Below are 25,581 nucleotides of genomic sequence, written 5' to 3' on the forward strand. Positions count from 1 at the left end.
TCCCTCCTCTTTTAGCGGATGCGATAAAATTTGGAATCGAACGACCATTTGCCCTGGGCGCCGTTCTCGTCGTCGCCGACGATCCTGAGGCTTCGGGCGAGATCGTAGACATAGTTGAAGGCGGCGCGCTGGCCGACGAGCGGAGTCGGCACATCCGGCAGGTCGAGCACCTCGATCGGCTTGTCGCTGAGGATGGCGACGACCATGCCGACGCCGGCCGGCCCCTCCACCTGATATTCGAAGCCGATATAGGGGTTGCGGGCATCCGGCACGACCACGGGCCTTGCCGGATCGAGCCGGTTGTCGCCGCTTTTGGCCGTCGGCTTCAGGCCCATCGAGCGTTTGTTCGGGTAAAGCTGGGTCAGCTTGCCCGACGCGTCGATATCGACCAGGATCAGGTAACCGGATTTTTTGGTGGAGACGCGCATCGCCACCTTGTCGCCGATGCTGACCGAGGTGCCGGGCAGCATGTCGACGGCGACACCGGCGTCGTTATCGCTTTTCAGCGTATTCTCGACGGCGGCAACCGGCGTCTTTGCCTCCTCGCCGGTGATGACGTCGCGGCCGAGCGCATCCGGCTGGCCGTAAAATTGCGGCACCGGCGTGAAGCGGCAGTCCGCGGCATGCGTCCGGCAATATTCGTCCGATTTGCGCCGGACATAATCGAGCAGGGCGGCGTTGCTAACATTCGGCTTATCAGCGGCACGCGCCACGCCATCCTGCACGCCTTCGATGAAGTTGCGGGTGAAGACGCCGACCGGCGCCTTGGCCTCGCGGTCGACGAGCGCCCATTGGCCTGCGTTGACGGCCGACCAGACCATGGCGTTTTCGCCGCCGAAGGAAAACTTCGCTTCCTTCCCCGATTTGTTCGGCGGTTCGAGCGCTGCCAGCGCCGGGCCGAGGCAACGCACGGTGCCCGCGGGGGCTGCCACTGCGCTGCGGCTGCCGGGGCCCACGTGGCAGGCGTCGATCAGCAGCGTCACGCGGCGGTCCTTGAGGCTGTTCAGCCGGGCGGCGATCTCGGTTTCGCGGATCTGGTTGGTGACCGTTACCTTGCCGCCTTCGCGTGTCAGCTTGGCATCGACTGCCACCAGCGTCGGGCTCGTCGTCGCCTCGGCGCCCATTTCCTCCGAACCCTGGCCGCTGAAATAGAGGAAGACCCGGCTGCCCGGCGTCGACTGGCGCACCAGCCAGTCGTCGATCTCGGCAAGGATCGCCTCGCGGCTCGCCTTGCGGTTGGTCAGCGTGTGGATCTGTTCCGGACGATAGGCGAGCGTCTTGGCGAGGAAGACCTGCATAGCCTTCACGTCGCTGGCGGAGCCGGTCAGCTTCGCCTCGCGCATGTCGTAATCGTCGATGCCGATCAGCAACGCGCGGTCGCCAGGGGAGCTTTGCATCGTGGGGATTTGAACGGGTGCCGGCTGGACGGCGGGCTGATTGTCGGCCGGAGTATCTGCGGCCGGCACGTCGGGGTTCGGCGTTTCGGTTGCGCCAGCGGGCGGGGTGTTGCCGTTGGGCGAGGTCTCACCGGTCGGCGAGGCCTCACCTGTCGGCGAGGTCTCACCTGTCGGCGAGGTCTCACCTGTCGGCGAGGTGATGGCGAGGTTGGCCTCTTCCTGCCCGGACTTCCTCTGCTTCGTTCCCTCACTGGTGGTGGTCGACGCGACCTGATCGCCGGCGGCAGGCCCTTCCACATTTGGCACGTCACCGTCGGTCTTGGCGGCGATCCAGTCGCGGAAGGCGGCCACACGGGTATAGACGCCGTAATGTTCGGCCTCGGCGCAGCCCGCACCCCAGCTGACGATGCCGAGCTGGATCCAGCGCTTGTCCGGGCGCTGGGCGACCAGCGGTCCGCCGCTGTCGCCCTGGCAGGCATCCTTGCCGCCTTCGGCATAACCGGCGCAGACATTGCGCTCGTCGATCGGGTTCATCCGCATCGAGCTGTCGCGATAGGCAGCACGGCAATCCTCGCGCGGGACGATCGGCAGCTCGACCTCCTGCAGCTCGGTCGGCAGGTATTTGTCGTCCCAGCCGTGGTCGGCCTTGGTGTAGCCCCAGCCGGTGACGACGGCCTTGTGGCCGGCGCTTTCGACCTCGTCGTCTGAGGCTGAGGCGAGAATTGCCGGTCTGGAGACGGCCGGTTCGGCAAGCTTGATCAGGGCGATGTCGTTGGCGAAGACCTTGCGGTCGAAATCCTCGTGAATGACAACGTCTTCGACAGCAAGGCCGGGTTTGTCGGGCCCGTCGACCGCGATGACCTTGTCGATCTTCGACTTGCCCTCGACGATCAAGAGATCGCGGGCGAACAGATCCTGCTTGCCGGAGCGGCCGCTGGTGACGCAGTGGGCGGCGGTCAGGATCCAGCGCGGCGCAATCAGCGAGCCGCCGCAATGGCCGCCGAAGCGGCCGCGCTGTTCGGGATCGGGCGCCAGGATCTTGACCTGCCAGGGCCATTCGCCCTTCTTCGCCGCCTGGCCGCCGATGACACGCCCGCCATCCTCGCCGGCGAAATCGGTATCCTGCTGCGCCAACACCGGCGCGGCCAGAAGCAGCATGACGGACGCAATAGTGAGGACCCTGCTGATCGACGCGCTCATAGCTTGGCTCCGGCGGAGGTATAGAGGACGGTAAATCCGACGCGGGCGGCCTTGGGCAGGACGTCGCCAAGGCGCCTGGCTATATTGCCGGCGGTGCGGCGCCGGTCGTTCTGCTTCAGGAACTCCACAAGCTGGGGCATCGGGCTTTCAGAGCTGACGGCGACGAGCAGGTCGGTGCCGAAGGGGGCAACGACGGAGAGATCGAGATCGAAATTCTGAGACATCCCGGCATCGACGTCTTTCTCACCGGGATAGAGGAACTGCACGGTTCCATCGCCGGTGACGTCGAAAAGCACCAGCTTGCGGCCCGATAGATCGGAGATCGCGACGCCGACCCGTTCGCCCTCGCGATGGACGGTGTCGGACGGCGTGACGCGCACGGTCTGTGGATTAACTTCGGATAACCGCTTCAGCGTGTCGAGGGCGGCCATCCGGTCGACGACGAAGGGCATGTCGCCGGCACCGATGCCGGAGGCGACGACATCGCCGCCGGCAATCGCCTCGTGCTTTTCCGGATCGAAGACCAGTTCGGCATTGGCGCCATCCGTCAGCTTGAACGGCGTGACGGCCGGCTCGATGCTCTGCAGCACCGGCTCGGCGCCGAGGGCGGCGATACCGATCGGCGCCGGTTCGGCCGGCGGCGGAGTGGTTGATTTCGCTGCTGCCGCCGGCGTGCCGGCGCCGCCATAATCATAGACGATAGCGCGGTCGAGATCGGTTCCCGGCGGGCTTTCGGTGAAGATGTTCTGCCGCTGGTCGGTGAACTGATAGACCGACTGGCGGACATATTCGAAGAGTTCGCGGCGGGTCACAGTGCCGTCGCCATTGCGGTCGGCCGCCCCTTCGAAGGCGCGGGCGGTGGCATAACTCAGGGCGCCGCGTTTCTGCGGGATGCCGGGAATGGATATTTCGGGCGATTTGGTGTTGTCGTCGACGGCGGCGAGAAAGGTCAGCCGCTTGAAATCGAAGCCGGTGGAGAGCGCATCCGCGGTGGTCGAAATCGGCGCGAGATCGTCCTCCTCGATCGTATAGGACGGCGCCTGGCGCCAGCTGATCTCGGCGCCGCGCGGATCGACCTCGCGGGTCATGCCGCCGGCATGGCAGGTATCGGCGATGAACAACACATCGGCGCCCTTGGCCTCGAGATTGCGGATCAGCACCTTGAATTCGTCGCCAAAGATGCGCTCGCGCGATCCCGGTAGCCGGGTATCGAAACCGGCCAGCACATAGACCTCGTCGCGGCCGCTCGGCTTCGAGCCCTTGACGCGCTCCGGCTCGCTCGAGCCGTGGCCGGCAATGCCGAGCACGACGAGATCGCCGGCCCCTGCCCGTTCGGTGACGGCTTCGATCGCGTGGAAGATGCCCTCGCGGTCGGCAGCGCCATTCTTCAGCAGCGTCATGTCCTCGACGCCGACCGAACGAAGCGACAGCGAAAGGTCTTCGGCATCGGCAACAGCGCCGTGCAGCGGCGGGACGTCGCGATAGAGATCGATGCCGATCAGCACCGCCCGGACGGCGCCGCGCTCGGGCGCTTCGATCGTCCTTGCCAGGCTAGTGGTGGCCGCCAGGGTGAGGAAGGCAAAAGCTGCGGCCATGGAAACGGATGTGGACATGGCCGAGCTCCCCCCTCGCCCCAGCTATTCGCGACGCCATTCGACGCGGCGGTTCAGCGCATCGACATCGTCTTCGGTGAGGTTTGCGGTTGCGGTGACGTCCACCGGCTCGGAGGCGCCGCGGCCTTCGGCGTCTATCGTGGCGTCGATGCCGTGGCTCTTCAGGAAATCGGCGACGGCCTGGGCGCGGCGCTCGGAGAGTTTCTGGTTATAGTCGTCGCCGCCGCGCCGGTCGGTGTGGCCGACGAGGATGACGCGGCCGGGCTTCTGCTCCTTGAGCGCCTCCAGCAGCTCCTCAGCGGCTTCGGTGCCGATCGAGGTGAAACTCGACTTGTCGAAATCGAAAGTGATCGGCACCGGAATGGAAACCGGCACGATGCCGCGGACATTTTCCGAATAGATGCCGCCGAGCACGCCGCTGCGGTGATCCTTCTCGGCCGGCACGAAGCTGCCCTGCGGATTGTCGCTCGAAGGGTTGGCGGCAAGGATGCGGGCCTGGGCGGCGCGCTGGATGAGATCGGAGATGGTATCGGCCGGCGGCGCTTTCGGCGTGCGGGTCTCGTTCTTGATGATCTCGATCGCCTGCTGGTAATCGGCGGCAGCATCGGCAAAGCGGCGGGCGGAGAAATAGATCTCGCCGAGTGTGGCGGAAGCCTGCCAGAGCACCTGCGGACTGTCTGCGGCGACCAGCAGCGGCTCGTAATCGGCAACCGGCTGGTTGGCGGCCATCATCTCCTGGGCGGCGGAGAGCCGGAGCGCGGCGACCCGACGCTGGGCATTCACCTGGAACTGGCCGCATTCGGCGCTGACGGCGATCGCATCGGCCTCGGTTGCGGCGGCATTGATATCCTTGGCGGCGACGGCCGTGTTCAGCTTGTCGAGAAGGGCGGTGCAGGCAGGCGTATCGGCATTCGCCACCTCGATCTGTTCGCCTTCGCCGGCCTGGCCGGGCTCTGCCGAACGGCCGAGGTTGAGCTGCGGCATCTTGATGCTGAAACCGCCGGGAAGCTTGAATTGCGGCATCTTGAGCTGCGGCATCGGCATCTTCGGCATCTTGGTCTGGGATGACTGGGCCGGCTGCTTATACTGGCTCGGTTGTTTATATTGGCTGGGGCGGGTGGATGATGTGGTGTCGGCCGGGCCGATCAGTTGCAACTCGTCGGCGGCAAGCTCCTGGCCGGGGGCCAGATTGGTGACGATCTTGTATTTCTTCGGCGGCTGCGTCGTCGCCTGCTCCACAGGCTTTGGCGCGACTTTTTTCGGCTTTTCGATCACCGGCTCCGGTTTCTTGGCGACCTCCTGTTTGATCACCGGCTTCGGCTTCGGAGCGGCGGCCGGTTTCGGCGGCTTTGCAGCCTGTTCGACCGGTTTTGCCGCGGGGGCGGCTGCAACCGGCGGGGTTGTGACGGGCGGCAGGGCCGCCGGGCTGTCGACCGTCGTCAGCATCAGTGTCTTGCTGCTGATCTTGGTGCCGAGGCTGCGGGCTTCCTCGAGGCTGCGGGAGACGGCATCCATGCCGCCGTCGATCGAGCGGAACATGCCGCTGCCACTGCCGCCGAGATCGGCGAAGATATTGAGCGGCTTGGAGGAATAGAAGACCTTGATCTGCTCCTGACCCACAGGGCCGGAGACCTGCAGCCGGGCGCCGCTGGCCGGATCCGGAACCTGCACGCGTTTGCCGGCGCCGACGAGGGCATCGGTCTGGTATTTGTTCGGGAAAAGTTTGACGACAGAACCGTTCGGCGACACGTTCAGTACCGTGACATAGGCATTCTCGCTCGACTGAATGAAGAGGCCGACGACTTCGCCGATGGCGTATTTGGCCTCGGCGCGATCGAAGGTGATGCTGACGGGGCCGGTCTGGGCCGGGGCTTCGGTCAGTGTGCGTTCGTTCTGCGCCTCGACGGCGGGAACCACCGCAAAGAACGAAAGAAAGGTGGCTGCGGCTAGGATGGCTTTGCGGTTCGGCATTGGAAAACCTCCTCTTTCGAACAATCTCACACTGTGTCGAAGATGAGAATAGCACTGACCGGCGAAATTGGGATGGCTTTGCCCGTCTTGCTTGAGGGAGGGTTACAAATTATTTGGAGCCTGGAAGAAACCGTCCCGGAAAAGACCTGCGCATGACTCTGGTTCGGCAATATCCGCCGTCCGATGCAATCCTTTTGACTTCGAAGTCGTGGTTAGTTCTTGGGTTTCTGCCCGGCTGATTTCAAAATCGAGATCAGGTCGCTCATGCCCTCGGGCGAGGAATTGTAGAGCCAGAGAATATCCGGATTGTCTGATGTGAATTCTTTGCCGGGGCCGGAGCCCATGTCGCGGCCGGGCGAAGTCGCGTCCGGCAACTTGGTTTCGCCGGGTGTCAGCCCCTTGGCGCGTTCATGATCGGCGATGATCGCAGTTGCCGCGGCAAAGGCCTTTTCGTCATGCTGGCGCAGGGCGGCAAGCGCGGGGTTGCGCGCCGCCAGCGCATCCTCGGCCGGGCCGGCATGGCCGAGCTGGGGCAGCGCCGTGAGAAGGCCGATCGACAAGGTTATGAGCCGGAATTTCGTCATCGTCGTCACATCCGTCTTAGGGGCGTTATTGCGCGGCAATCGCTGAAACAATAGGCAGAGGCCGGAAAGATGGCAACGGCGCTCGGTGGCAATCGATTGGGAGGGTCGAAATCGGCTGGCCGCGAGCGCTAGCGCGAGGATTGGAGGCGCTGTCGTCAGAGGATCTTCAATTGCTGCAGGCCGAGGCGGAGATCGCGCAGCATCTCGCCGAAGATCTCCTCGATCATGCCCGTCGACCAGACAACCATGGTGCCGTAGGGCGAGCGCTTGCGCTGCATGAAGCCCGCCGTCTCGAAATCGATCAGCGTCTTGCGGCAGGTCTCGCTCGACATGACAGCAACCAGGAAGCGGGCGAGATTGGACTGGTCGATGGCGCCCGATTTTTCCGCCCAGTTCTGGATCAGCCGCGGCTTGGTATCGGCGGTAAACATCGAGGCGAGCGCCCGATCCTGCGACAGCCCGAGGCGCTGCAGCTTGGCCGGATCGCGGGTCAGCGACACCACGTAATCATTGTGCAGATCGGCGAAGCGCTCGATATCCGCAGCCGTGCTGATGCCGAACACCTTCATTGAATAGAGGAACTCGGCCATCAGATAGGTCGGCTCGGAACGCAACTGCGCCAGATGCTTATCGTCGGAGCTGGCCGAAGCCGCGCAGACGCGATCGGAGAAGCCTATCCGGGCTGCGCGCACCTGCTCCAGCAGGCTGATATCGAGCGCCAGTTCGTCACCGTTCCATTCCAGCATAAGCATTCCCTGCCAGTAATCTTCGCGACGATGTTCTTGTACTATTCCCCGCGCCGATCTCCAAATCGTTTGGAAAGCAACAGCTTGCTGACAAGCCACATCTGTCCTACCATTTTAAAGACTTGACGGTCTTTTGGGGGTCGAGGCAATGCGTGGTTTAGCGTCGCATGTTCTGATTGCCGCGGCACTTGCGGTTGCTTCGCCGGTTCTTGCCAAAGACACTGTGATGATCGAGCTTCCCGGCGGCGACGGCGGGCGTTCGGTCGGCATTATTTCCGCCAATGAGGAAGTCGAGGCATCCGGCCCGGCGGCGATCACCGTCGGCGACGACGGCACCCTCTATATTCTCGACCAGAACAACGGCCGCGTGCTTGCCGTCGACGCCGAACGCTCGCAGGCCGAGCCCGAGATCCTGCCGCTGCCTGACAATACCGCGCCCGAGGATCTGGCCGTCGTTCATAACGAACTTTACCTCTGGTCGGATGGCGTCGTGCCGCTTGCGCGTTCCACCGAAGCCGACGGCCGGTCGCAGACGCTTCGCGCCGTCGATGGCGGCGATGCTGACGACTATACCCGCTCGGTCTTCGCCTCGATGGGCTCGGTGCCGCCGGGGCCGCTGAACAGCATCGTCGACGAGATCGGCCGCAGCACCAGCCGGCCCGACGCCCGCCCGCCGGTCATCCAATATGTGCCGAGCCGCGGGCTCGGCGATATCGTCGCCGAAGTCGCGGCTACCAACGACAAGGCGGAGATCCTGCTGCGGCGCGAGAGCTCGGAGGAGAATTTCCTGTCGCTGCAGCTCGCCTCGGAAGGGCGGATCGGCACCGTCGAACTTCTCGACATCGACACGACGGGCCGCCCCTATGCGCTGGTCGAACTGGTGCCGGCCGACCGGCCGGAGCGCACCGGCATGCTGGTGGTGCGCTTCACGCCGAATGGGGCGATGGACCGGGTCTACGATCTGCCGATCGACCCCGGCACGGTTTTCTCCAGACGCTTCGTGGCGATCGGCCCGCGCGGCGACGTGCTCTATTTGAGATCGCAGGAAAGCCGGGCGCAGGTGCTGCGGCTCGACGGCCGCGACCCTGGCCGAAAGCTTGCCGTCGCGCGGCCCGCCAAGCCGCTGGTTGCCGGAAAACCCGGCAGGACGCCGAAGGTGGCGATCGTGCCGAAGTCGCGCAGCGATGTCATCGAGCGGGCGATCGGCTTCGAGACGCTGAACTGGCTGGTGACGTCAACCGCCTACGGCGGGGATCCCGGGCCCGGCTGCCTCAACATGAACCGGCTGCGCCGGCCGATCTACCTGATCGGCAAGCGCGGACAGACGGTCAAGGGCGTTCCCTATTGCTGGGGCTGCAAGACGCCGCTCGAGAATTTCATCGGCGGCGTCGAAAAGGGCCAGACCGCCGGCAATGTCTGCACCAAGAGCGCGCCGCAATCCAATATCCTCGGCGTCGACTGCTCCGGCTTCGTCAGCGATGCCTGGGGCCTGAAGATGCATGTCTCGACGCGCGCCATTCCCGGCATCACCAAGCGCCTCTCCGACCCCTGGTCGCTGCGGCCGGGCGACGCGCTGAACAAGCCGGGCTCGCATGTCCTGCTGTTCATGCGCTTCACCGACGACCGCAAGGTGGAGGTGATGGAGGCCTCGCCGAACGCCTGCAAGGGCCGCGTCTGCCGCAACACCTATTCGCTCGGCAGCCTGCTGATGCGCGGCTACCAGCCGGTGCGCTTCAGGGGGCTGGATGGCTGATCGACCGGAGCTTCGCGCCGGCTGTCTGCTGCATTCAAAGTATTATAGCGGCCGCCGCTGTCTGAGGCACGCGGACCACAGTCCTGACGTGGGTGTCCACGCTAAGATTTGCCACTTCCGCCCACCTCGTCCTCCGTCATGCTCGGCCTTGCGCCGAGCATCCACGCGGCACCCACCAGCAGCCGCGGCATGGGTCCTCGGGTCAAGCCCGCGGACGACGGAGTGGGGGACGCTGTTCCGCCAAACTCACCCTCGCCTACATCCTGTGGGTCTTCAGACGCGTGGCGCCGTCGGCGCCAGACGACGCTTCGCCATCGCCAAAAGCCCGTGCGCGGCAATGCTCTCGACATAATCCCGATAGGCGGGATCCCGGCTCAGCATGCGCTCTTCGGCGCGGGCGCGCATGAGGTAGATGAGACTGACGATCGCCAGCATGCCGGCCCGCGCAAGTCCTTCGGCAAACCCGCTGGCGACAAAGCTCGGGGCCGCAAACAGCCACCAGAAGATATTCTTCGCGACATAGGCCGGATGTTTGATGAAGCGGTAGGGGCCCGAGGTGATGATGCCGCGATGGGTCAGGTTGGAAAAACGCGGTCCGAAGGCAACGGTCGCCCAGACGTAGACGACCGTGCAGGACAGCGTCGCGACGCTCCAGAGAATGAAGACGGCCGAACCCTCCCGGATCACGCTCTGCCAACCCGGCCCGTCGCCATAGGGCAGGAAAGCATGTGAAATCGCCGGGAAGAATGGCTCGTAGCAGATGAGGCAGACGAGCCAGCCGAGCGCCGTCGTCTCCGTCGCCCGGACATGCCATGCGAAAAGCTTGAAGGTAGCGATGTAGCCGCCGGCTGCAAGGATGACGTCGAGAAGAATGGCAAGCCGCATCAAGCCTTCGAACCAGGCTGCTGAAAGGGGAGGAAAGACCCAGGCCGGCCTGTCGGCAAGATCGGAAAGCGCCGCTATGCCGCCCGAAAACATCAGCACGAGGAAAAAGCATTTGATCATAAGCAGGCGCAGTGCGAACAGTACGTCTTCTTCGCGAAAATCCTGCATCAGCACCGCACGCCCGACCTGATGGAGATAATCGTCGGGTTCTTCGGCGACGAGATCGGTGACTGCGACGTAGAGAATGGTAGCGCCGGCAACTGTGATGGAGATAGGAATGGTCGTGTGGCCGGCCTCGATGAACCATTGGACCGCCGGCGACTGCGTGAAAAACGGAAAGACGGAGCAGGCAATGACGACCGCGCCCAAAAGCGCAGCGAGTCCGGCGAGCTTGGTTCCGATGCGCCGCCAGCGAGCGGCGGGAGCCTCGTGCCGCCTGTCTCGCGCTGACCAGGCGCGACGAACGGCCGGCGTGCCGTCGACGGCGATCCAAACCAGGAGAAGACAGGTAACGGCAAGCGCCATCCCCTTGCCGGGCTCGAGCTGCAGATAGGTCGAGAGCGCAATGCCGATCAGGGCGCCGACAAGGGTCGCAGCCTGAATAACAAGGGGGTCCCCGGCAAGGGTATCCCTGTCCTGCGATATCGGCACGGCTCGGCCTCTCGATCAGATTGCCGGCTGGACGGGGACGGGAGAGCGTTTCCGCGCCGCCTTCACCGCTTGCGCCAACGCTGCTTCAGCTGTCACCGGTGACAGATCTGGCACAGAGATCATCGCAATATCGAGCTTGTCATAATCGACCATGTAATAGCCCCATCCGGTGGCGATGACCGCATCAGGTCTGATCGCCAGCAGGTCCTGCGCCATGGTGCCGACGAACATCGGCCCGCCCCAGATGTAGCGGAAGGCATAGATTGGAATACCCTCAGCCGAAGTGCCAAGCCGGCGGATTTCGGTCTTCAGGCGGCGATCCGACCAGGACGTGCCGCCGCTGGAGCTAGAGGAACTGCTGGAACTTGATGAGCTGCTTGAGCTGGAAGAACCGCCCATGCCGCCCGAGGAGCCGCCCATGCCACCGGAGCTAGAGCCGGAGTTCCCGCCGGCTCCATTATCAGAGCGGGCAAAAGCCGGTTGACTGCTCGTTGCCGCTACCTTTTTGACGGCCGGCGTTCGTTTTACCGTCGGCTGGTTGTTGACCGTCGGCTCTTCGCTGGCAAACAGCGTCCTGGCGCCCGGGTCGAAGATACAACTCTGCAGGATTGCGCCTGAGCCCGCGATGAAGGTTGAGCACATGAGAACACGAATGATGAGTTTGCTGTTCATGTAAGGCGCCCCCAGACCGCCATTTAGAAGAGATCGTACCTCGGATTTCGCTTGACCCATGTCGCCTTGGCGAGCTGAACGAGCCTGTCGTCGAGCGACTTGGTTTTTGGAAGCGCCTTTTTCTCCTGAGCGGTCAGCTCGGCGGCAAAGCTCTCTTCCGCTTTCTTCTTGGCAGCATTGGGCAAGGTCTTGAGCGCCGCCTTTGCCTGGTTCTTCGGATCGCCGCTGCCCGGCATGTTGACGGCGGTCGCCAGCGCGAAATAACGGGCGGCCGTTGCCAGGCCGTCAGCATCGGCACCGTCTTCCTTGGCCAGGATCGCCCGGTCCAGCGCGCCCCAATAGTCGCCACGTTCGGCGCCCATCTCCAGCCACTTCACAGCTTCCGCCTTGTCCGCGGCAACGCCGACGCCGTCCCGGTACATGCGGCCGAGATTTGTCGGGGCATAGGGCTGACCGCCTTCCGCCGCCCGCGTGAAAAGGTCGAGCGCTTTCGGGAGGTCCTCCGGCGCGCCTTTTCCGAAACGGTAGACGAGCGCAAGATTGTTCAGCGAATAGATGTCGTTGCGCTGGACGCCGGCCTCGTAGAAGCGAATGCCGCGATCCGGATCGGCCGGAACGTTGACGCCGTTCAGGAAGATATAGCCGAGTTCGTTCATCGCGTAGGTATGGCCAAGATCAGCGGCTTGCAGCATCAGGCGTAATCCCAGCTGTTGATCGGCCTTGGTGCCGCGGCCGTAGTAGAGCGCCTTGCCGTAACTGTGCAGGGCGAAGGGATCGCCCTTGGCCGCACCGCTCTTGGCGATCTCGCTTGCCTTGGCGGCATCGCGCGGAACGGAAGCGCCGAACTCGTAGAGGCTCGACAGTTCGTAGATCGCCCGCACATGCCCGGCATCCATTGCCTTCTTGATCGTCGCGAAAGCCGTCTTGGTGTCACGGTTGGCGAGCTGGGCGCGGCCGAGCTGATAGACGAAGCGCGCCACCTCGGGATAGGTTTTCATCGCCTCGGCGCAGGCAGGTACCGCGATGCTCGGGTCGATCTCGTTCGGCAGCTTGCCCGCGGTCACGCCCTGCAGGTCGAGTGGTGCTGCGGCAGCGGTGTCGCAGGCGTCGAGCACTGGCTTGAAGGTGATGGTGGCGGGCTGGAGATCGTCATTGGCGGCCTGCAGCGTCAGGGCGAAAGGCTGGTTTTCGGTGCCGATCTGCGGCTCGTAGGAAAGGGCCGGAATATCGGCTGCCTCCAGCACATGGCCGAGCCCGATCACCCGGTCGCCGGCCCGCAGCGTGCCCTTGTCGGGCAGGGCCGCGACCTTGAAGGTCATTTCCGCCGCCGATGCCGGAACGACCGGCAGGCTTGTTTTGACCGGGCCGACGCCGATCGGCGTATCCATGTCGCGCGACAGCGTCTTCAGATAGGCATCGGCATCGGCAAGCCGCACCTGTTTTTGCTGTTCGAGCTGGGCTAGCTTGGCGCCGGCATCGGCCGAGACGGTGATGGCGACCACGCCCTGGGTCGCCTGGCCATAGGGATCGCTGACGGTATAGCCGATCAGGCCGACGGTTCCGGCGGCGACACCGGAGGAATCATAGCTCAGCGCCGTCAGCGCCGCGGCGGGCATCTTGTCGCCCTGGGCGACCGGCTTGCCGTCGAAGCTTAGTTTGCCGGTCTGCGGAAGCTGGTTGAGGGTGACCAGCAGCGTCGAGCCGGTCTCGTCATGCGGCGGCGCGATCGGCAGCTTGGTGCTCGCCGCGTCTTCCGGCACGCTGACCTGCTGCATCGGCTCGACGCTCGGCGGCGGCGGCGCCGGGATGAAATAGAAGCTGTCCATCAGCGAGGAGTTTTCCCAGGGGACCTGCTTGCCATTGGTCATGGCGATCACGTCTCGGCGGACATCGGTCAGAACCTGGCGGATTTCCTTATTTGGTTCGCTGGCGCGCTTGATGAAGGATTCGGAATAGGGGCTCAGTGCGCCGGTGCCGTCGAGCGCCACCTGGCCCGGCTCGGTTGAGAAGGCGATCAGGCTGCCGAGATCGCTGTCGATGCGCGCAAGGCCGCGGGTGGCGCCGACCGGCTCCAGCTTTTCCGCCATCCAGAATTTTTGGGCGTTGAAGGGATTGTTGCGGCAGGCATCGAGGAAGATCAGCTGCACCCGCGAATTCTGCTTGAGATGGTTGAGGATCAGGTCGAGCGGCATGGTCTGCGTCTCGACGTCGTAGGGCGTCTCCAGCGTCGCATCGACCGGCACGAGGAAATTCTGCCCGCCGACCTGGATGCCGTGGCCCGAATAATAGATCAGGCCGGCCTCGGCATTGCTGGTCGATCGCAGGAAGCGGCGCACCGTATCCTCGAGCCCGATGCGGTCGACATTGACGCCGATCGTCACGTCGAAACCGGCGGCCCGCAGCGTGGCTGCCACCTCTTCGACATCATTGGCGGGATTGGGAAGCGACGGCAGCGTCTTATAGACCGAGTTGCCGATGACGAGGGCGACGCGGCGTCCGCTCTCACCTTCGCTGATGGCGGCATGTGCCGTGCCGATCGACAGCAGCATTGCCGCCAGGATCAGCAGATAAGCACACAGTCTCCTGACATGGTGAAACTTGGGCATGGCTCGATCGCAAACATTCTATTGTTTAAGTTCAATAAAATTTGCTGGCCTGCTGGTGCTTGGCCCCCTCCGCATTCACCCTTCGAAAATATTCCTCAGCGCCGTAAAAAGCAAGCTTCGCCGCCTCCAAGTGAATTGGAGCAGTCCTCTCAGATTGGAAGTCAATCGGCGGCGGGAAAGACTATAAAGATCCGGAAATTATTCTACGGCCAACAATGAATACGTTGACCTATGGTAGCAACGGAGCGGAAAGCCTGCATAGCGATTTCACGGCTTGTCGTAATCGATGGATTGCGCGTTGCGAAAGACGCGGAGCACGTCGGTCAAATCCGGTAGGGATGCGGCGTAATCGTCGAGCCTATAGACGCAGTGATCCTGTAAGATAATTGCGCCATTCGCTTTGCTGTATCTCTTCCAACGTCGGATCGCCGGTATCGAAATTTTGGAGTAGCGTAAGAAAGCCTTTCTCGGCGTCTCCGACATCCGAGGGATGTAACCATCCCCATTCGCACTCTTCACAATGTACGTAGAGTCTACGATGAGTCATGTCATTTTGGAAAATCAGCCGTCCCTGATGGCAGTGCGCGCATGCGCCTGCCCAATAGAGATTTCTCGTGTTCAATGACTATCTCTCTGCCGGTGTTATTTCTTCTTCAGGGCCCTTTGATGAAAGCTCTGCCGCCGCGGCGGAGTTTTCCTAACCTCGGAGCGTATAGTTGCTGATCGAGGCCGGTTTCATTTCGATGGAGAAGCCCGGCAGGGTGGGCGGCATATAGGCGGCTTTGTCGATCCGGCAGGGGTCGAGGAAGTGTTCGTGCAGGTGATCGACATATTCGATGACGCGGCCGTCCTTGGTGCCGGATATCGCGATGTAATCGATCATCGACAGATGCTGCACATATTCGCAGAGGCCGACGCCGCCGGCATGCGGCCAGACGGGCAGCCCAAATTTGGCGGCGATCAGCAGCACGGAAAGCACCTCGTTCAGGCCGCCCATGCGGCAGGAATCGATCTGCACGATGTCGATTGCGCCCTCGGCGATGAACTGCTTGAACATGATGCGGTTCTGGCACATCTCGCCGGTCGCGACCTTTACCGGGCTGATCGCCTGGCGGATCTTGCGGTGACCGGCAACATCGTCTGGGCTGGTGGGTTCTTCGATGAAGAAGGGCTTGGCAAGGGCAAGCGCCTTGACCCAGTCGATCGCCTGGCCGACGTCCCAGACCTGGTTGGCGTCGATCATCAGGTAACGATCGGGACCGATCACCTCGCGGGCGATCCTCAAGCGGCGGATATCGTCTTCGAGGTCGCGGCCGACCTTCATCTTGATATGGTTGAAGCCGGCGTCGATCGCCTCCTGGCAGAGGCGGCGCAGTTTCTCGTCCTCATAACCGAGCCAGCCGGCCGAGGTCGTGTAGCAGGCGTAGCCTTCCTTTTCGAGGATGGAGATGCGTTCGGCCCTGCCGGCTTCGGCGCGCTTGAGGATCTCGATGGCCTCGTCGCGGGTCAGCACATCGGTGAGATAACGATAGTCGACGATGTCGGCGATCTCTTCCGGCGACATGTCGGCGACGAGCCGCCAGACCGGTTTTCCCGCCTGTTTGGCGAGCAGATCCCAGACGGCATTGACGACGGCACCGGTCGCCAGATGGATGGCGCCCTTTTCCGGGCCGATCCAGCGCAACTGGCTGTCGCTGGTCAGATGCCGCCAGAATTTGCCGGGATGGGCGAGCACGTCGGCAAGGTCGGCGCCGACGATCAGATGGCGCATCGCCTCGATCGCCATGCAGCAAATGTCGTTGCCGCGGCCGATGGTAAAGGTGAGGCCGTGGCCGGCCAGGCCTGAGGTATCCGTATCGAGAATGACGTAGGCCGCCGAATAGTCCGGATCGGGGTTCATCGCATCAGATCCATCCAGGCTTTGCGACGTGGGAAAGCGGAGATCGAAGACACGAAGGTCGGTGATGCGGGTCATGGTTGTTCCTCCCGATTCCTTAAAGCCTGTTATATCGGCCGATTATCTTGCCGGCAGGCAATGCTTGCCGGCCGCGTCATTAACTGAGCTCAGATCGTCCAGCCGCCGTCGATGGCGATTGCCTGGCCGGAGGTGTAGGTGGCACCGGCGAGATAGACGGCGAGATCGGCAATCTCCTCCGGCGAGCCGAGCCGGCCCATCGGCTGGCGGGCGATGAAGGCGGCGCGGGCCGCGTCATAATCGCCTTGGGCGCGCATCCGGTCCTGCAGGGACGGGCTTTCAACCGTGCCGGGGCAGATGGCGTTGCAGCGGATGCCCTCGGCGACATAATCGGCGGCGACGGATTTGGTCAGGCCGATGACGGCCGCCTTGGTGACGCCATAGGCAAAGCGGTTCGGCACGCCCTTGATGCTTGAGGCGACGGAGGCCATGTTGATGATTGACCCGTCCTTGCGCTCCAGCATGCCGGGCAGCACGGCGCGGATAGTGCGGATCATCGCCTTGACGTTGAGGTCGAGCGCAAATTCGAAATCGGAATCCTTCATCTCCAGGATCGAGCCGGCATGCACGAAACCGGCGCAGTTGAACAGCACGTCGACAGCGCCGATCTCGGCGACGAGGGCCTTGACCGCATCCTCCTCGAGCACGTTCAGCTGATGGGTGGAAACCCCGGTTTCCGCGGCTAACGTCGCCAGCGCGCCGGTATTGATGTCGGTCGCGTGGACCTTGGCGCCGGCCGCGGCAAAGGCTTCCGCCGTCGCCCGGCCGATGCCCTGGCCGGCGGCGGTGATGAGAACGGTCTTGCCGGAAAGTCTGTTTGTCATGTCACGGGCCTTTTCTGGAATGTCTATGCCGAACGATCGAAATGCTGTTTGTCTTGACGAGGGCTGAGCATGCGCTTTTTCCCAGTTTGCGCGCTCTAACCACCCTCCGGCAAGATACAACCTGCCGCCTGGTCTAGTTCTCGAGCGTGCGATATCTCAACTTGCCGAGGCGATCTTCAGTGATGATTTGTCTGTTTATAGACAAACAGACGATTGGCCAAGGGTCAAGCGCAAACTTTTCCTTTTCCGGCTGCGGTTCTGCGTATATGCAGAATGATATTTACAGGAGGAAGCAATGGAGACCGAGGAGTCAGACCGCTATCGCGCTCCTGCGCTCGACAAGGGCCTCGATATCCTGGAATTGCTCGCCGGCGTCGACAGCGGTCTCACCCAGGCCGATATCGCCAAACGGCTCGATCGCAGCCCCAACGAATTCTACCGCATGCTCGACCGCCTGGTGCGCCGCGGTTACGTCACCCGGCTGGATGGCGACCGCTATTCGCTGACGCTGAAGCTTTTCGGTCTTGCCCAACTGCACGCGCCGGTGCGCCGGCTCGCCTCCTATGCCACGCCGCTGATGCGCGACCTTGCCCAGCGGACGCGCCAAGCCAATCATCTCGCGGTCTTCGATCGGGGTGCTGCCGTCGTCATCGCCCAACAGGAGGCGCCGGACTATTGGGGTTTCTCGATCCGCATCGGCGCCCATATCAGCCTGTTCGACACAGGCTCGGGGCACGTGCTGCTCGCCTTCCGCAGCGCCGAGGAGCGGGAGATGATGATTTCGGAACATGTGCGCAGCCGCGCCGATCTCGAACTCGGGCCCGAATTCTACGATCGTCTCGACCAGATCCGCGAGCGCGGCTACGAGATGATGGCGAGCGCCCAGACCGCTGGCGTCTACAATCTTTCCGCGCCGGTGCTGGGTCCGGACGGCCGCTGCATCGCCGCCCTCACCTGCCCCTTCATCGCGCTGGTCAATGCGCCGTCGGCGCCTGACATCACCCAAACGATCATGCTGGTGCAGAAGACCGTCGCCGAGCTTTCGCTGCTGGCCGGGGCGGATATCGGTAATGCCGTCTGACTGGGGGAGCCGCCCTCATCCGCTGGCCGGCACCGACCGGGGTCGAGCCACGGGTCTCGACCCGTCCTTCGGACCCCGCTTGCGGGGCGAAGGGGATGTGCCGCAACCTCTCCGTTCCGCAACGACCTCTCGCAGGGCACGTCCCCTCGCCCCGTTCACGGGAGAGGGTTAGAGCACGAGCCGGGAATTTCTATTTGAATAATCCATTCACCAGAAATAGGCTGCGGCGAGGCCAATCCTGGAGGAGAAAAGCGTGCTCATCGACACCCATCTGCATATCATCGATCGCTCGGCGCTGCCCTATCCCTGGCTCTCCGACGTGCCTGCTCTCGATCATGATTTTCTCTACGAGACCTATGCTGCCGAGGCGCGGCGCTGCGGCATCACCACGGCGCTGCACATGGAGGTCGACGTCGACCCTGCCGCCATGCAGGCCGAGACCGATCATATCGCCGGCATCGCCGGAAAGGCAGGCAGCCTGATTGCCGGGGCCATCGTTTCCTGCCGGCCTGAGGAGCAAGGCTTTGCCGCCTATCTCGAGCGGCAAAAGGCCGACCGCTTCGTCAAGGGGTTCCGCCGCGTGCTGCATGTGGTGCCCGATGACGTCTCGGAAGGCGCCCTGTTTCGGGAAAACATCCGGCGCATCGGCGGCAGCGGCCTGACCTTCGACCTTTGCACCTTGCCGCATCAGGCGGGCCGCGTCACCGCCCTCATCGATCTCGCGCCGGATGTGCAGTTCGTGCTCGACCATTGCGGCGTGCCCGATATCCGCTCGGATGCCTTCGAGCCATGGAAGGCCGGCCTATCGGAGATTGCCCGACGGCCGAACGTCGTCTGCAAGGTCTCCGGCGTCGTTGCCTATGCCGATGCCGAGACTTGGACAGCGCAGACGCTGCGGCCCTATATCGAGCATGTCACAGCAAGTTTCGGCTGGGATCGCGTCGTCTGGGGCAGTGACTGGCCGGTCTGCACCTTAGGCGGCGGCCTCTCCACCTGGGTCGCGGCGACCCATGCCGTGCTTTCCGGCAGCAGCGAGGCCGAGCGGTCCAAGCTGCTTTTCGCCAATGCACAGCGCCTCTGGTCGCTTTGACGTCACGAAATCAAAGGATGTGCTGTGCCTAGCAAAAGTGCTACTTTGGCATGTCTTTTGCTTGTGTAAGCATGAAGCAACGTAAATGTTTCGGTTTGGGACGACTTACCACCAAGCAATTGCTAGCTTTAGCCATCTCAGGTAAAAGTTGTCAGACACGGATTTGGCGAATAAATCAATCCGATGTCCTCAGGAGGGAAAACAAATGAAAGAAGAACCGCATTCCGTCGATGTCCACGTCGGAAAGACCATCCGTATACAGCGTTTGCTGAGGAAGGTTTCCCAGACGGAACTCGGCGATCGTGTCGGCGTAACGTTCCAGCAGATCCAGAAATACGAAAAGGGCTCCAACCGCGTTTCCGCCAGCATGCTGGTTGAAATCGCCGGCGCTCTGAAGGTCGACGTCCGGACGTTTTTCGACGATCTGTCGACGCCCGATACGGCCAACGACAATCCGGCCCCCAGCGAGGAATTCATCATTTCGCGCGAAGGCGTGCTTCTCAATGCGGCGTTCTTTTCGATCAAGAACGAAGCTCTTCGCAAGAAGATCCTGAAGCTCGTCCAGGCAATTGCCAACACCGAGCAGCTGGAAGGCGACGCGGCCGAATAGGCTGGTTGTCCCTCACGCGACCGGGGCGGACCGCATGAGGATATACCGATTGATTTAGATCGATGGGGATCGATCCGGATCAATGGAGATTGATCGAGCTTGATGGTGACTCATCGAGATCGATGGGGATCAACGCGCTTGACGGTCACCAATTTCAATGGCGATCGATCAGGATCAGATTCTCGCTGGCATCCTTCATTGCGATCTTGGCCTTGCTGCCGAGCAGCTTCTCGAGATTGACGTCTAGCTCCCTGTCGGGATCTATGCCGTCCCAATCGATGACGACCTGCAGCAGCGCCATGTTCGTCAGGTGCATCAGATTACGCAGCTGAAGCTTTTCAGCCTCCTCCTTGGCCGCCGACAGCAGCCGGAAGATCCTTGCGTATTCGCTGCCGGTACCTTCGTTGCGTTGTTCAAACATCATTCCGCCCCTTTGGCCGTGAAACCCTGCGATTCCATCACCACTGCATTTTTCTGCCGTTACCGTTATTCAAGCGTTACAGGAACCGAATTGCGCGTGACTTCGGCGTGCAGCAGCTGCCAATGCGAGGTTGCGGCAAAGCGCCAGTCACGGTTGACGGGCAGGAATTCGTCCCGGCGCAGCCAGTCCAGCACCAGCCGGGCGTCGTTGCGCTTGCGCTCGACGCGATTGCCGCGAATAGCGGCGAGGATGGTGTCGCGGCGCGGCTTGCGGAAATGGCACTCGTCGACGACCTTGGCATAGGTGCGCTCGGAAAAATGCAGGAAACGGCCGGCAAGCAGCAGTTTCTTGCGTTCACCGGAAGAGATGTCGCCGCCGGCAAGAAGCGCGTCGATCGTCGGTTCGAAATCGACCCACGGCACGGAGAGCGGCAGCCAGCCGAGTGCCTGCGGCGCATGCACCAGCGCTACGGCCTCGTCGTCGAGCAACCGCCCAGCTTCGTAATCCTCGAAGATCGAGCCGATCCCGACCATGCCGAAAGGCGCGCATTCGGCCGCCCGCAAGGCGCCCATGCTAGCGCCACCGGCAACCGCGACATCGTGCTCGAGCGCGAACAGAATTTCCTTGTGCCAGACCGAAGGCAGGTCGCCGAAATAGCCATCGACGAGGCCGATGGCGGTGGCGCCGTCGTGAACGGCCTTCAGGATGTCGCCGCAGGCAGCCGGCGGCCGGAAATCGATGCGCGGGGACATGGCTCTCGCTGCAGTGAGATCGCTGCCAAGGCTCGGACCGACGAACAGCACCTTCATGACTGGGCTCCTCTCATAGTGTTGACCGCCCGCATGCCGAGCTGGATGTACTGGCCCGAGATATCGACCTCCAGGCCGGGCACGATCACCCTGACGACCGAGACCGGCAGAGCCCGGTGCGCAAAGGGCACCACGACGATCTGCTCGATGCCGGTCGCCGCCAGCCGGCCGGCGATAAGAGCGATGGTTTCCTGGATCGTTGCCGGGCGGCGATGACGCGGCTGGAAGGCGCGCATCCGGCCGCCGCCCTCGCAGAGTTCGACCACCTGCTGCATCGCCGCGCTCTGGTCGAGCCGCTGATAGACGCGCGGCGAAAAATCGTCTCGGCTGCCGGCAATTGCGGTCAGCCGGCTCTGCGCCGCTTCGGTAATGGCGCGCAACGCGGCGCGCACGGGATCGGGATGGCAGCCGCAGCCGCCGCAGACATGGGCCCAGCGCGCATCGACGCGGTCGGAAAGATTACCGGGCATGATGACGGCGAGAAAGGCAGGAACGCCGATATCGGTGGTCATGTCGATGAGCAGCAACCGCATGCCGGCCCGCGCGATCCGGTCGGTCATTACATCGATGACCGCATCGCCGAAGGAGGCAGGATCGATGCGGCTCTCCTTCAGCCGCTCGGGCGATTTCAGCTGGGTCAGGGCCCAGGCGTCGCGCTCCACCAGTTCGCAGAGCCCGTGCAGCACCGCTTCGGACGGCGTGTTGCCGGAGGCGAGCCCATCGCTCGACTGCTCGAAGCCCGGCGGCCGTTCGCCGCGATGATCGAGGCCGACCAGCCACCAGGGCACGAAAACGCTGCTGCCGGACAGGATGTCGAGCCCGGAGCACCAGGGGATGGGGCCGCCGCCGATCTCGTCGGGCGCGCAGCGTGCGACGTTGTCGAGATCAATCATGGCGGCATGCTCCGCCCGCATGCCGGCGACGCTCGCCTGGGTCAGATCGGCGGGCGCAATTTCGGCGATCCGCGTCTCGATCGCTTCCATGGCGGCCGAGGTCATGGCGGCATCATTGTCGATACCCTTGCCCTGAAAGACCGAGAGCGTATGGCTGTTCGGCCGGGTGGCGAAGGCGACGGGGATGTTGAGGATGTCGAGTGCGGTCAGCAGGCCGACGCGGGTGATGCCGAACTCGCGCAGATGCGGCCTGACGGCCGCAAGTGTCTGAGCCGGCGTGACTGCGCGGTCATGATAATCGCTGACGCCGGCCGATGATCGTTCGAGGTCATCGGCAAGCGCTTCAAGAGCATTTCCGTTTTTCTTCGATACACGAAAATGCTCGTTGTTTTCACGCAATTGCGGACGCAAAACCGCTTCGCATTTTTGCTGGAATTGCTCTAGATCGGCGAAAGCGGACATACCGATCTTGTCCTTAGCGGAATCTCAGCGCATGCGTCAGGCTTTCGAGCGCATTGGCGGATACGGTGAGTTCGTCCTGTTTCATCGCTGCTCTGGCAGCTGCAGAGAAGCGCAGGGACTGTGTCTGAACTGCGGTGGTTTCAGCATTCGCCTTCATGTTCTATCTCCGATGATTGGGCAGCCCTTGCTGCCGTTAACCATCGGAGGAAAACATTACCTGCGTCATTTAAGCGTTACAGGCTTCGTTAAAAGGCGGTGCAATCAGGGAAGACCGGCCAATTGCAGGCCCTTTATCAGCGGTTCGGTGAAAGCGGGATCGCGATCGGGGACGAAATGACGAATGTCCTCGCTGCGGAAATCCGGGAAGTTTTCCAGAACCGTCCTGGCGTAGGTGCCGGCCTTGCCGGTATCGCCCGCCATCGCATGCGAGGCGGCGAGCAGGCGCGCCGTCGCCTGTTTCGTCTTCACCGGCTCCAGCGCCTCGATCGCTTTTTCATATTCCTCGCGCATGAAATGGATGCCGCCGAGATTCCAATAATAATAGTCCGGCGGCAGCGGATTGAGCTTGAAGGCCGCACGGCTGAGCTCCAGCGCCCGGTCGAAATCGCCGTCATGGGAAAGCGCGTCGGCGAAATCGGCAAGAATGTCGGCGTCGTTGGGATTGAGATCCTGGGCCTGCTGGAAATAGTCCAGGCTTTCGTCGAAGCGGCGGCGATAAAGTGCGACGAAGCCAAGCTCGCGGTAAGCCCGGCCGCTATTGGGGTCGGACTGCTGCGCCAGCCGGGCAGCACCATTGGCCTCATCGAGCAGTTCCTTGTCCCGCATGCCGCGGATCAGCCATTCCATGCCGAGCGCGCGCGACACGCCGGCATGGGCGGCGGAGAAATGCTCATAACGGTTGAGCGAGGATTTGAACCATTTGCGCGCCTGGCGCAGATGCTGCAGGTCGGTCTGGGCGATCAGCCGCTTTCCTTCCAGGTAAAGCCGGTAGGCAGACGCCGGCGCCTCGCCGATCGGCATCGCCAGTTCGTGGCGCTCGATCGTGTCTGCGAGCGAGGAGACGATCCGCCGCGTCAGATGCGCGAAGGATTCGCTGATCTTCTGCATGACCAGCGGAAGTTCCAGCGCCCAGATCACCTCCGATGTCGTCGTCCGCGTCAGCCGGCATGTGGCATAGACATCCTCGTCGCGGCCTTGGATGGTAACATAGACCGCATAGTCGAAGCTGAGGTCGAGCGGGCCGGGCACGGCACGCGCCGGATCGATCGAGCGGCTGAGGATCTCCAGGCTCGTATGCGCCGCAATCACCTTGAAGCCGCGCTGCTGGCTGAGGCCGATGGTGACGTCTTCTAGAAGCGCCCTGCCGACGCGTTCCATTAGCGGATCGGTGAAGATGCTTTCCGGCGGCAGGATGATGATGCGCGGCTGGCCAAGCAGATTGGAAGACATGCCAGGCGCCGAGGGGCGCTCCGGCGTGGCGGCTTGGGCCGGGGGGATCAGGCCGAGCTCGCGGGCAAGCGCCGTGGTGCTTTCCTCCGGCTCGGTGTCGAAATCATCTTTCAACTGGCTCTTGCATTTCAAATAGGCCTGACGGGCGGCGGCCGGGTCGCTCATCCTGACATGGGTGCGCATCAGGGCGCGATAAGCCGTCTCACTGGCAGAGTCGAGTTCCAAGAGGCGCCGGGCAAGTGCGACCTGCTCTTCGTCCGATCTGTCTTCCGATGTTTCGATCAGCCGCGTGAGATGGGCGGAGCGCAATTCGTCGATCCGCTGGCGCTCGAAGGTCAGCCAATCCTCGGCGCCCTGCGTCGGCGATTTGACGCCTTCGAGGAATTCACCGTTCAGCATATCGCTGTCGTCGGGGGCGAGCGCCCCTTTCTGCTTCAGGATATGGACGTCGACCTCCCAGCCATCGGCAAGCCCGATATGGGTTCTGGTTGCGGCAAGCAGCGGCGGAAGGTCGTCGGGAATGCTCTGTTCGATGCGCGCCAACAGCTGCCGCAGGCTGCCTGCCCGCTTTTCCGGCAGCTCCGATTGCCAGAGCTGCCGCCTGACGGTTTCGCGGTCGAGTTCGAGATTGACTTCGGCGGCAAGCATGGCGAGGAGAAAATAAGATTTCTCCGGCAAGGGGAGTTCCTTCCCCGCCGCCAGCAATCGCGGTCTACCGAGCAGGCAGAGCCTGTTCGTCGACACATGTCCGGATGTCCGCTGCATCCCGGTTCTCACCCCTGAAGCCAATGCGCGCAAACGCGCCGGCGGTCCAGAGATCATGTTAGAGCTATAAAGCCGCAGCGCAAAGCGGTTTTGCTATAAAAAGGCAAAATTTCAGCGAATATTTGCATTTTCGTGTGTCGCTCGCCGAGAAGATGCTTTGCCGACACTTTCGGCGACCGCCGTTTTTTAAGTTCCGAGGCGGCGCGTTATTCAAACTGTCACCGTTACAGCACCTGCGCAATCCGTTTCGAGCCTGTTTCCGTCGCGGCCGCGGCCTCGACGAAATCAAGCCCGATATCCAGTACCGGTGCGCTGTGTGTCAGCCAGCCGACCGAGATGAGATCGACGCCGGAGGCGGCGATTGCGGCCGCTGTTGCCGGCGTCACCCGGCCGGATGCCTCGGTGATCGCCCGGCCGGCGACGATGGCGACGGCTTCACGCAGCTGATCCGGGGTCATATTGTCGAGCAGGACGGCGTCGATGCCGGTCTCCATCGCTTCGCGCAGCTGATCAAGGGTGTCTACTTCGACCTCGATCTTCACCAGATGGCCGATGCCGGCGCGAGCCCGGCGGATGGCCTCGGCGACGCCGCCTGATATGGCGACGTGATTGTCCTTGATCAGCACCGCGTCATGCAGCGCGAAACGGTGGTTCATGCCGCCGCCGGCGCGCACCGCATATTTCTCCAGTGCCCTCAACCCCGGCGTCGTCTTGCGCGTGCAGGCGACCGAAGCTTTGGTGCCGCGGATCGCGACGGCAATCTCTGCCGTCACCGTGGCGATGCCGGAGAGGTGGCCGAGAAAATTCAGCGCGGTGCGCTCGGCGGTCAGGAGGCCGCGCGACGGGCCCTCGATGGTGGCGATGACGTCGCCCGGCTTGACCGCATGGCCGTCCTGGAGATGCCGGCGCATGCCGATCTCCGGATCGACAAGGGCGAAGGCGAGTTCGGCCGCGTCGAGACCGGCGATCACCCCCGGCTGGCGGGCGGCCATGATGACCGTCGAGCGATGATCGCTGGGGATGACCGATGCCGAGGTGATATCGCCGGCCAGACCGAGATCTTCGAGCAGGGCTGCCCGTACCAAGGGTTCGACGATCAGGCGCGGAAGCGGAACGAGGTTCAT

At 63.0% G+C, this 25,581-nt stretch carries 20 protein-coding genes; 4 read left to right on the forward strand and 16 right to left on the reverse strand.

Annotated elements, in window-relative coordinates:
• Positions 1–11: 11 nt before the first annotated feature.
• From ATY29_RS35375 to ATY29_RS35395, 5 genes are all read right to left on the reverse strand, one after another.
• A complete protein-coding gene (locus ATY29_RS35375) occupies positions 12–2,597 on the reverse strand; it encodes a trypsin-like serine protease (protein ID WP_097534302.1) in 2,586 nt (861 codons plus the stop codon).
• Positions 2,594–4,210 carry a caspase family protein gene (locus tag ATY29_RS35380; protein WP_097534303.1) on the reverse strand — a complete coding sequence of 539 codons (1,617 nt, stop codon included), beginning with the start codon at positions 4,208–4,210 and terminating at the stop codon, positions 2,594–2,596. The genes ATY29_RS35375 and ATY29_RS35380 overlap by 4 nt, the downstream gene beginning before the upstream one ends.
• 24 nt (positions 4,211–4,234) lie before the next feature.
• On the reverse strand, positions 4,235–6,181 hold the full coding sequence (locus ATY29_RS35385) for a DUF4384 domain-containing protein (protein WP_097534304.1): 1,947 nt from the start codon (positions 6,179–6,181) through the stop codon (positions 4,235–4,237).
• A gap of 212 nt (positions 6,182–6,393) precedes the next feature.
• Positions 6,394–6,765 carry a hypothetical protein gene (locus tag ATY29_RS35390; RefSeq protein WP_003563615.1) on the reverse strand — a complete coding sequence of 124 codons (372 nt, stop codon included), beginning with the start codon at positions 6,763–6,765 and terminating at the stop codon, positions 6,394–6,396.
• A 155-nt stretch (positions 6,766–6,920) separates the two neighbouring features.
• Positions 6,921–7,511, reverse strand: a complete 591-nt coding sequence (locus ATY29_RS35395; RefSeq protein WP_003563614.1) for a hypothetical protein — start codon at positions 7,509–7,511, stop codon at positions 6,921–6,923.
• Between the two features lie 148 nt (positions 7,512–7,659).
• Here ATY29_RS35395 and ATY29_RS35400 point away from each other — a divergent pair, with 148 nt between their 5' ends.
• On the forward strand, positions 7,660–9,264 hold the full coding sequence (locus ATY29_RS35400; protein WP_097534305.1) for an NHL repeat-containing protein: 1,605 nt from the start codon (positions 7,660–7,662) through the stop codon (positions 9,262–9,264).
• Positions 9,265–9,537: 273 nt separating this feature from the next.
• Here ATY29_RS35400 and ATY29_RS35405 read toward each other — a convergent pair whose 3' ends face one another.
• The 5 genes from ATY29_RS35405 to ATY29_RS35440 all read right to left on the reverse strand — a co-directional run bounded on the left by ATY29_RS35405 (position 9,538) and on the right by ATY29_RS35440 (position 16,877).
• Positions 9,538–10,800, reverse strand: a complete 1,263-nt coding sequence (locus tag ATY29_RS35405) for a methyltransferase family protein (protein WP_097534306.1) — start codon at positions 10,798–10,800, stop codon at positions 9,538–9,540.
• Between the two features lie 15 nt (positions 10,801–10,815).
• Positions 10,816–11,472, reverse strand: coding sequence for a tail fiber domain-containing protein (locus ATY29_RS37255; protein WP_025418765.1), 657 nt, complete (start codon positions 11,470–11,472; stop codon positions 10,816–10,818).
• A gap of 23 nt (positions 11,473–11,495) precedes the next feature.
• Positions 11,496–14,078, reverse strand: a complete 2,583-nt coding sequence (locus tag ATY29_RS35425; protein WP_097534307.1) for a caspase family protein — start codon at positions 14,076–14,078, stop codon at positions 11,496–11,498.
• A 697-nt stretch (positions 14,079–14,775) separates the two neighbouring features.
• Positions 14,776–16,053 (reverse strand): L-fuconate dehydratase, encoded by a 1,278-nt coding sequence (locus ATY29_RS35435; RefSeq protein WP_097534308.1) that lies wholly within the window; start codon positions 16,051–16,053, stop codon positions 14,776–14,778.
• Positions 16,054–16,142: 89 nt separating this feature from the next.
• Complete coding sequence (locus ATY29_RS35440; RefSeq protein ID WP_097534309.1) at positions 16,143–16,877, reverse strand: SDR family oxidoreductase; 735 nt, start codon at positions 16,875–16,877, stop codon at positions 16,143–16,145.
• Positions 16,878–17,172: 295 nt separating this feature from the next.
• Here ATY29_RS35440 and ATY29_RS35445 point away from each other — a divergent pair, with 295 nt between their 5' ends.
• The 3 genes from ATY29_RS35445 to ATY29_RS35455 all read left to right on the forward strand — a co-directional run bounded on the left by ATY29_RS35445 (position 17,173) and on the right by ATY29_RS35455 (position 19,658).
• Entirely contained in the window at positions 17,173–17,958 is a 786-nt protein-coding gene (locus ATY29_RS35445) for an IclR family transcriptional regulator (RefSeq protein WP_097534310.1), read from the forward strand.
• A 253-nt stretch (positions 17,959–18,211) separates the two neighbouring features.
• The gene (locus ATY29_RS35450) at positions 18,212–19,048 is read left to right on the forward strand and encodes an amidohydrolase family protein (protein WP_025418762.1); all 837 of its coding nucleotides are present in this window, start codon (positions 18,212–18,214) and stop codon (positions 19,046–19,048) included.
• A 205-nt stretch (positions 19,049–19,253) separates the two neighbouring features.
• Complete coding sequence (locus ATY29_RS35455; RefSeq protein ID WP_025418761.1) at positions 19,254–19,658, forward strand: helix-turn-helix domain-containing protein; 405 nt, start codon at positions 19,254–19,256, stop codon at positions 19,656–19,658.
• A gap of 154 nt (positions 19,659–19,812) precedes the next feature.
• On the opposite strand, the gene ATY29_RS35460 is transcribed toward ATY29_RS35455, so the two are convergent.
• The 6 genes from ATY29_RS35460 to nadC form a co-directional block, all read right to left on the reverse strand.
• Positions 19,813–20,079, reverse strand: coding sequence for a hypothetical protein (locus tag ATY29_RS35460; RefSeq protein WP_003594963.1), 267 nt, complete (start codon positions 20,077–20,079; stop codon positions 19,813–19,815).
• 65 nt (positions 20,080–20,144) lie between these two features.
• On the reverse strand, positions 20,145–20,888 hold the full coding sequence (locus ATY29_RS35465; protein WP_097534311.1) for a TfuA-like protein: 744 nt from the start codon (positions 20,886–20,888) through the stop codon (positions 20,145–20,147).
• Positions 20,885–22,243, reverse strand: a complete 1,359-nt coding sequence (locus ATY29_RS35470; RefSeq protein ID WP_244597502.1) for a YcaO-like family protein — start codon at positions 22,241–22,243, stop codon at positions 20,885–20,887. The genes ATY29_RS35465 and ATY29_RS35470 overlap by 4 nt, the downstream gene beginning before the upstream one ends.
• Positions 22,244–22,256: 13 nt before the next feature.
• Positions 22,257–22,400 carry a hypothetical protein gene (locus ATY29_RS37185; protein WP_003563600.1) on the reverse strand — a complete coding sequence of 48 codons (144 nt, stop codon included), beginning with the start codon at positions 22,398–22,400 and terminating at the stop codon, positions 22,257–22,259.
• Between the two features lie 104 nt (positions 22,401–22,504).
• Positions 22,505–24,457 (reverse strand): AfsR/SARP family transcriptional regulator, encoded by a 1,953-nt coding sequence (locus tag ATY29_RS35475; RefSeq protein ID WP_097534312.1) that lies wholly within the window; start codon positions 24,455–24,457, stop codon positions 22,505–22,507.
• Between the two features lie 224 nt (positions 24,458–24,681).
• Entirely contained in the window at positions 24,682–25,581 is a 900-nt protein-coding gene (gene nadC, locus ATY29_RS35480) for a carboxylating nicotinate-nucleotide diphosphorylase (protein WP_097534313.1), read from the reverse strand.

Source organism: Rhizobium hidalgonense, from assembly GCF_002914525.1.
Lineage (GTDB): Bacteria > Pseudomonadota > Alphaproteobacteria > Rhizobiales > Rhizobiaceae > Rhizobium > Rhizobium hidalgonense.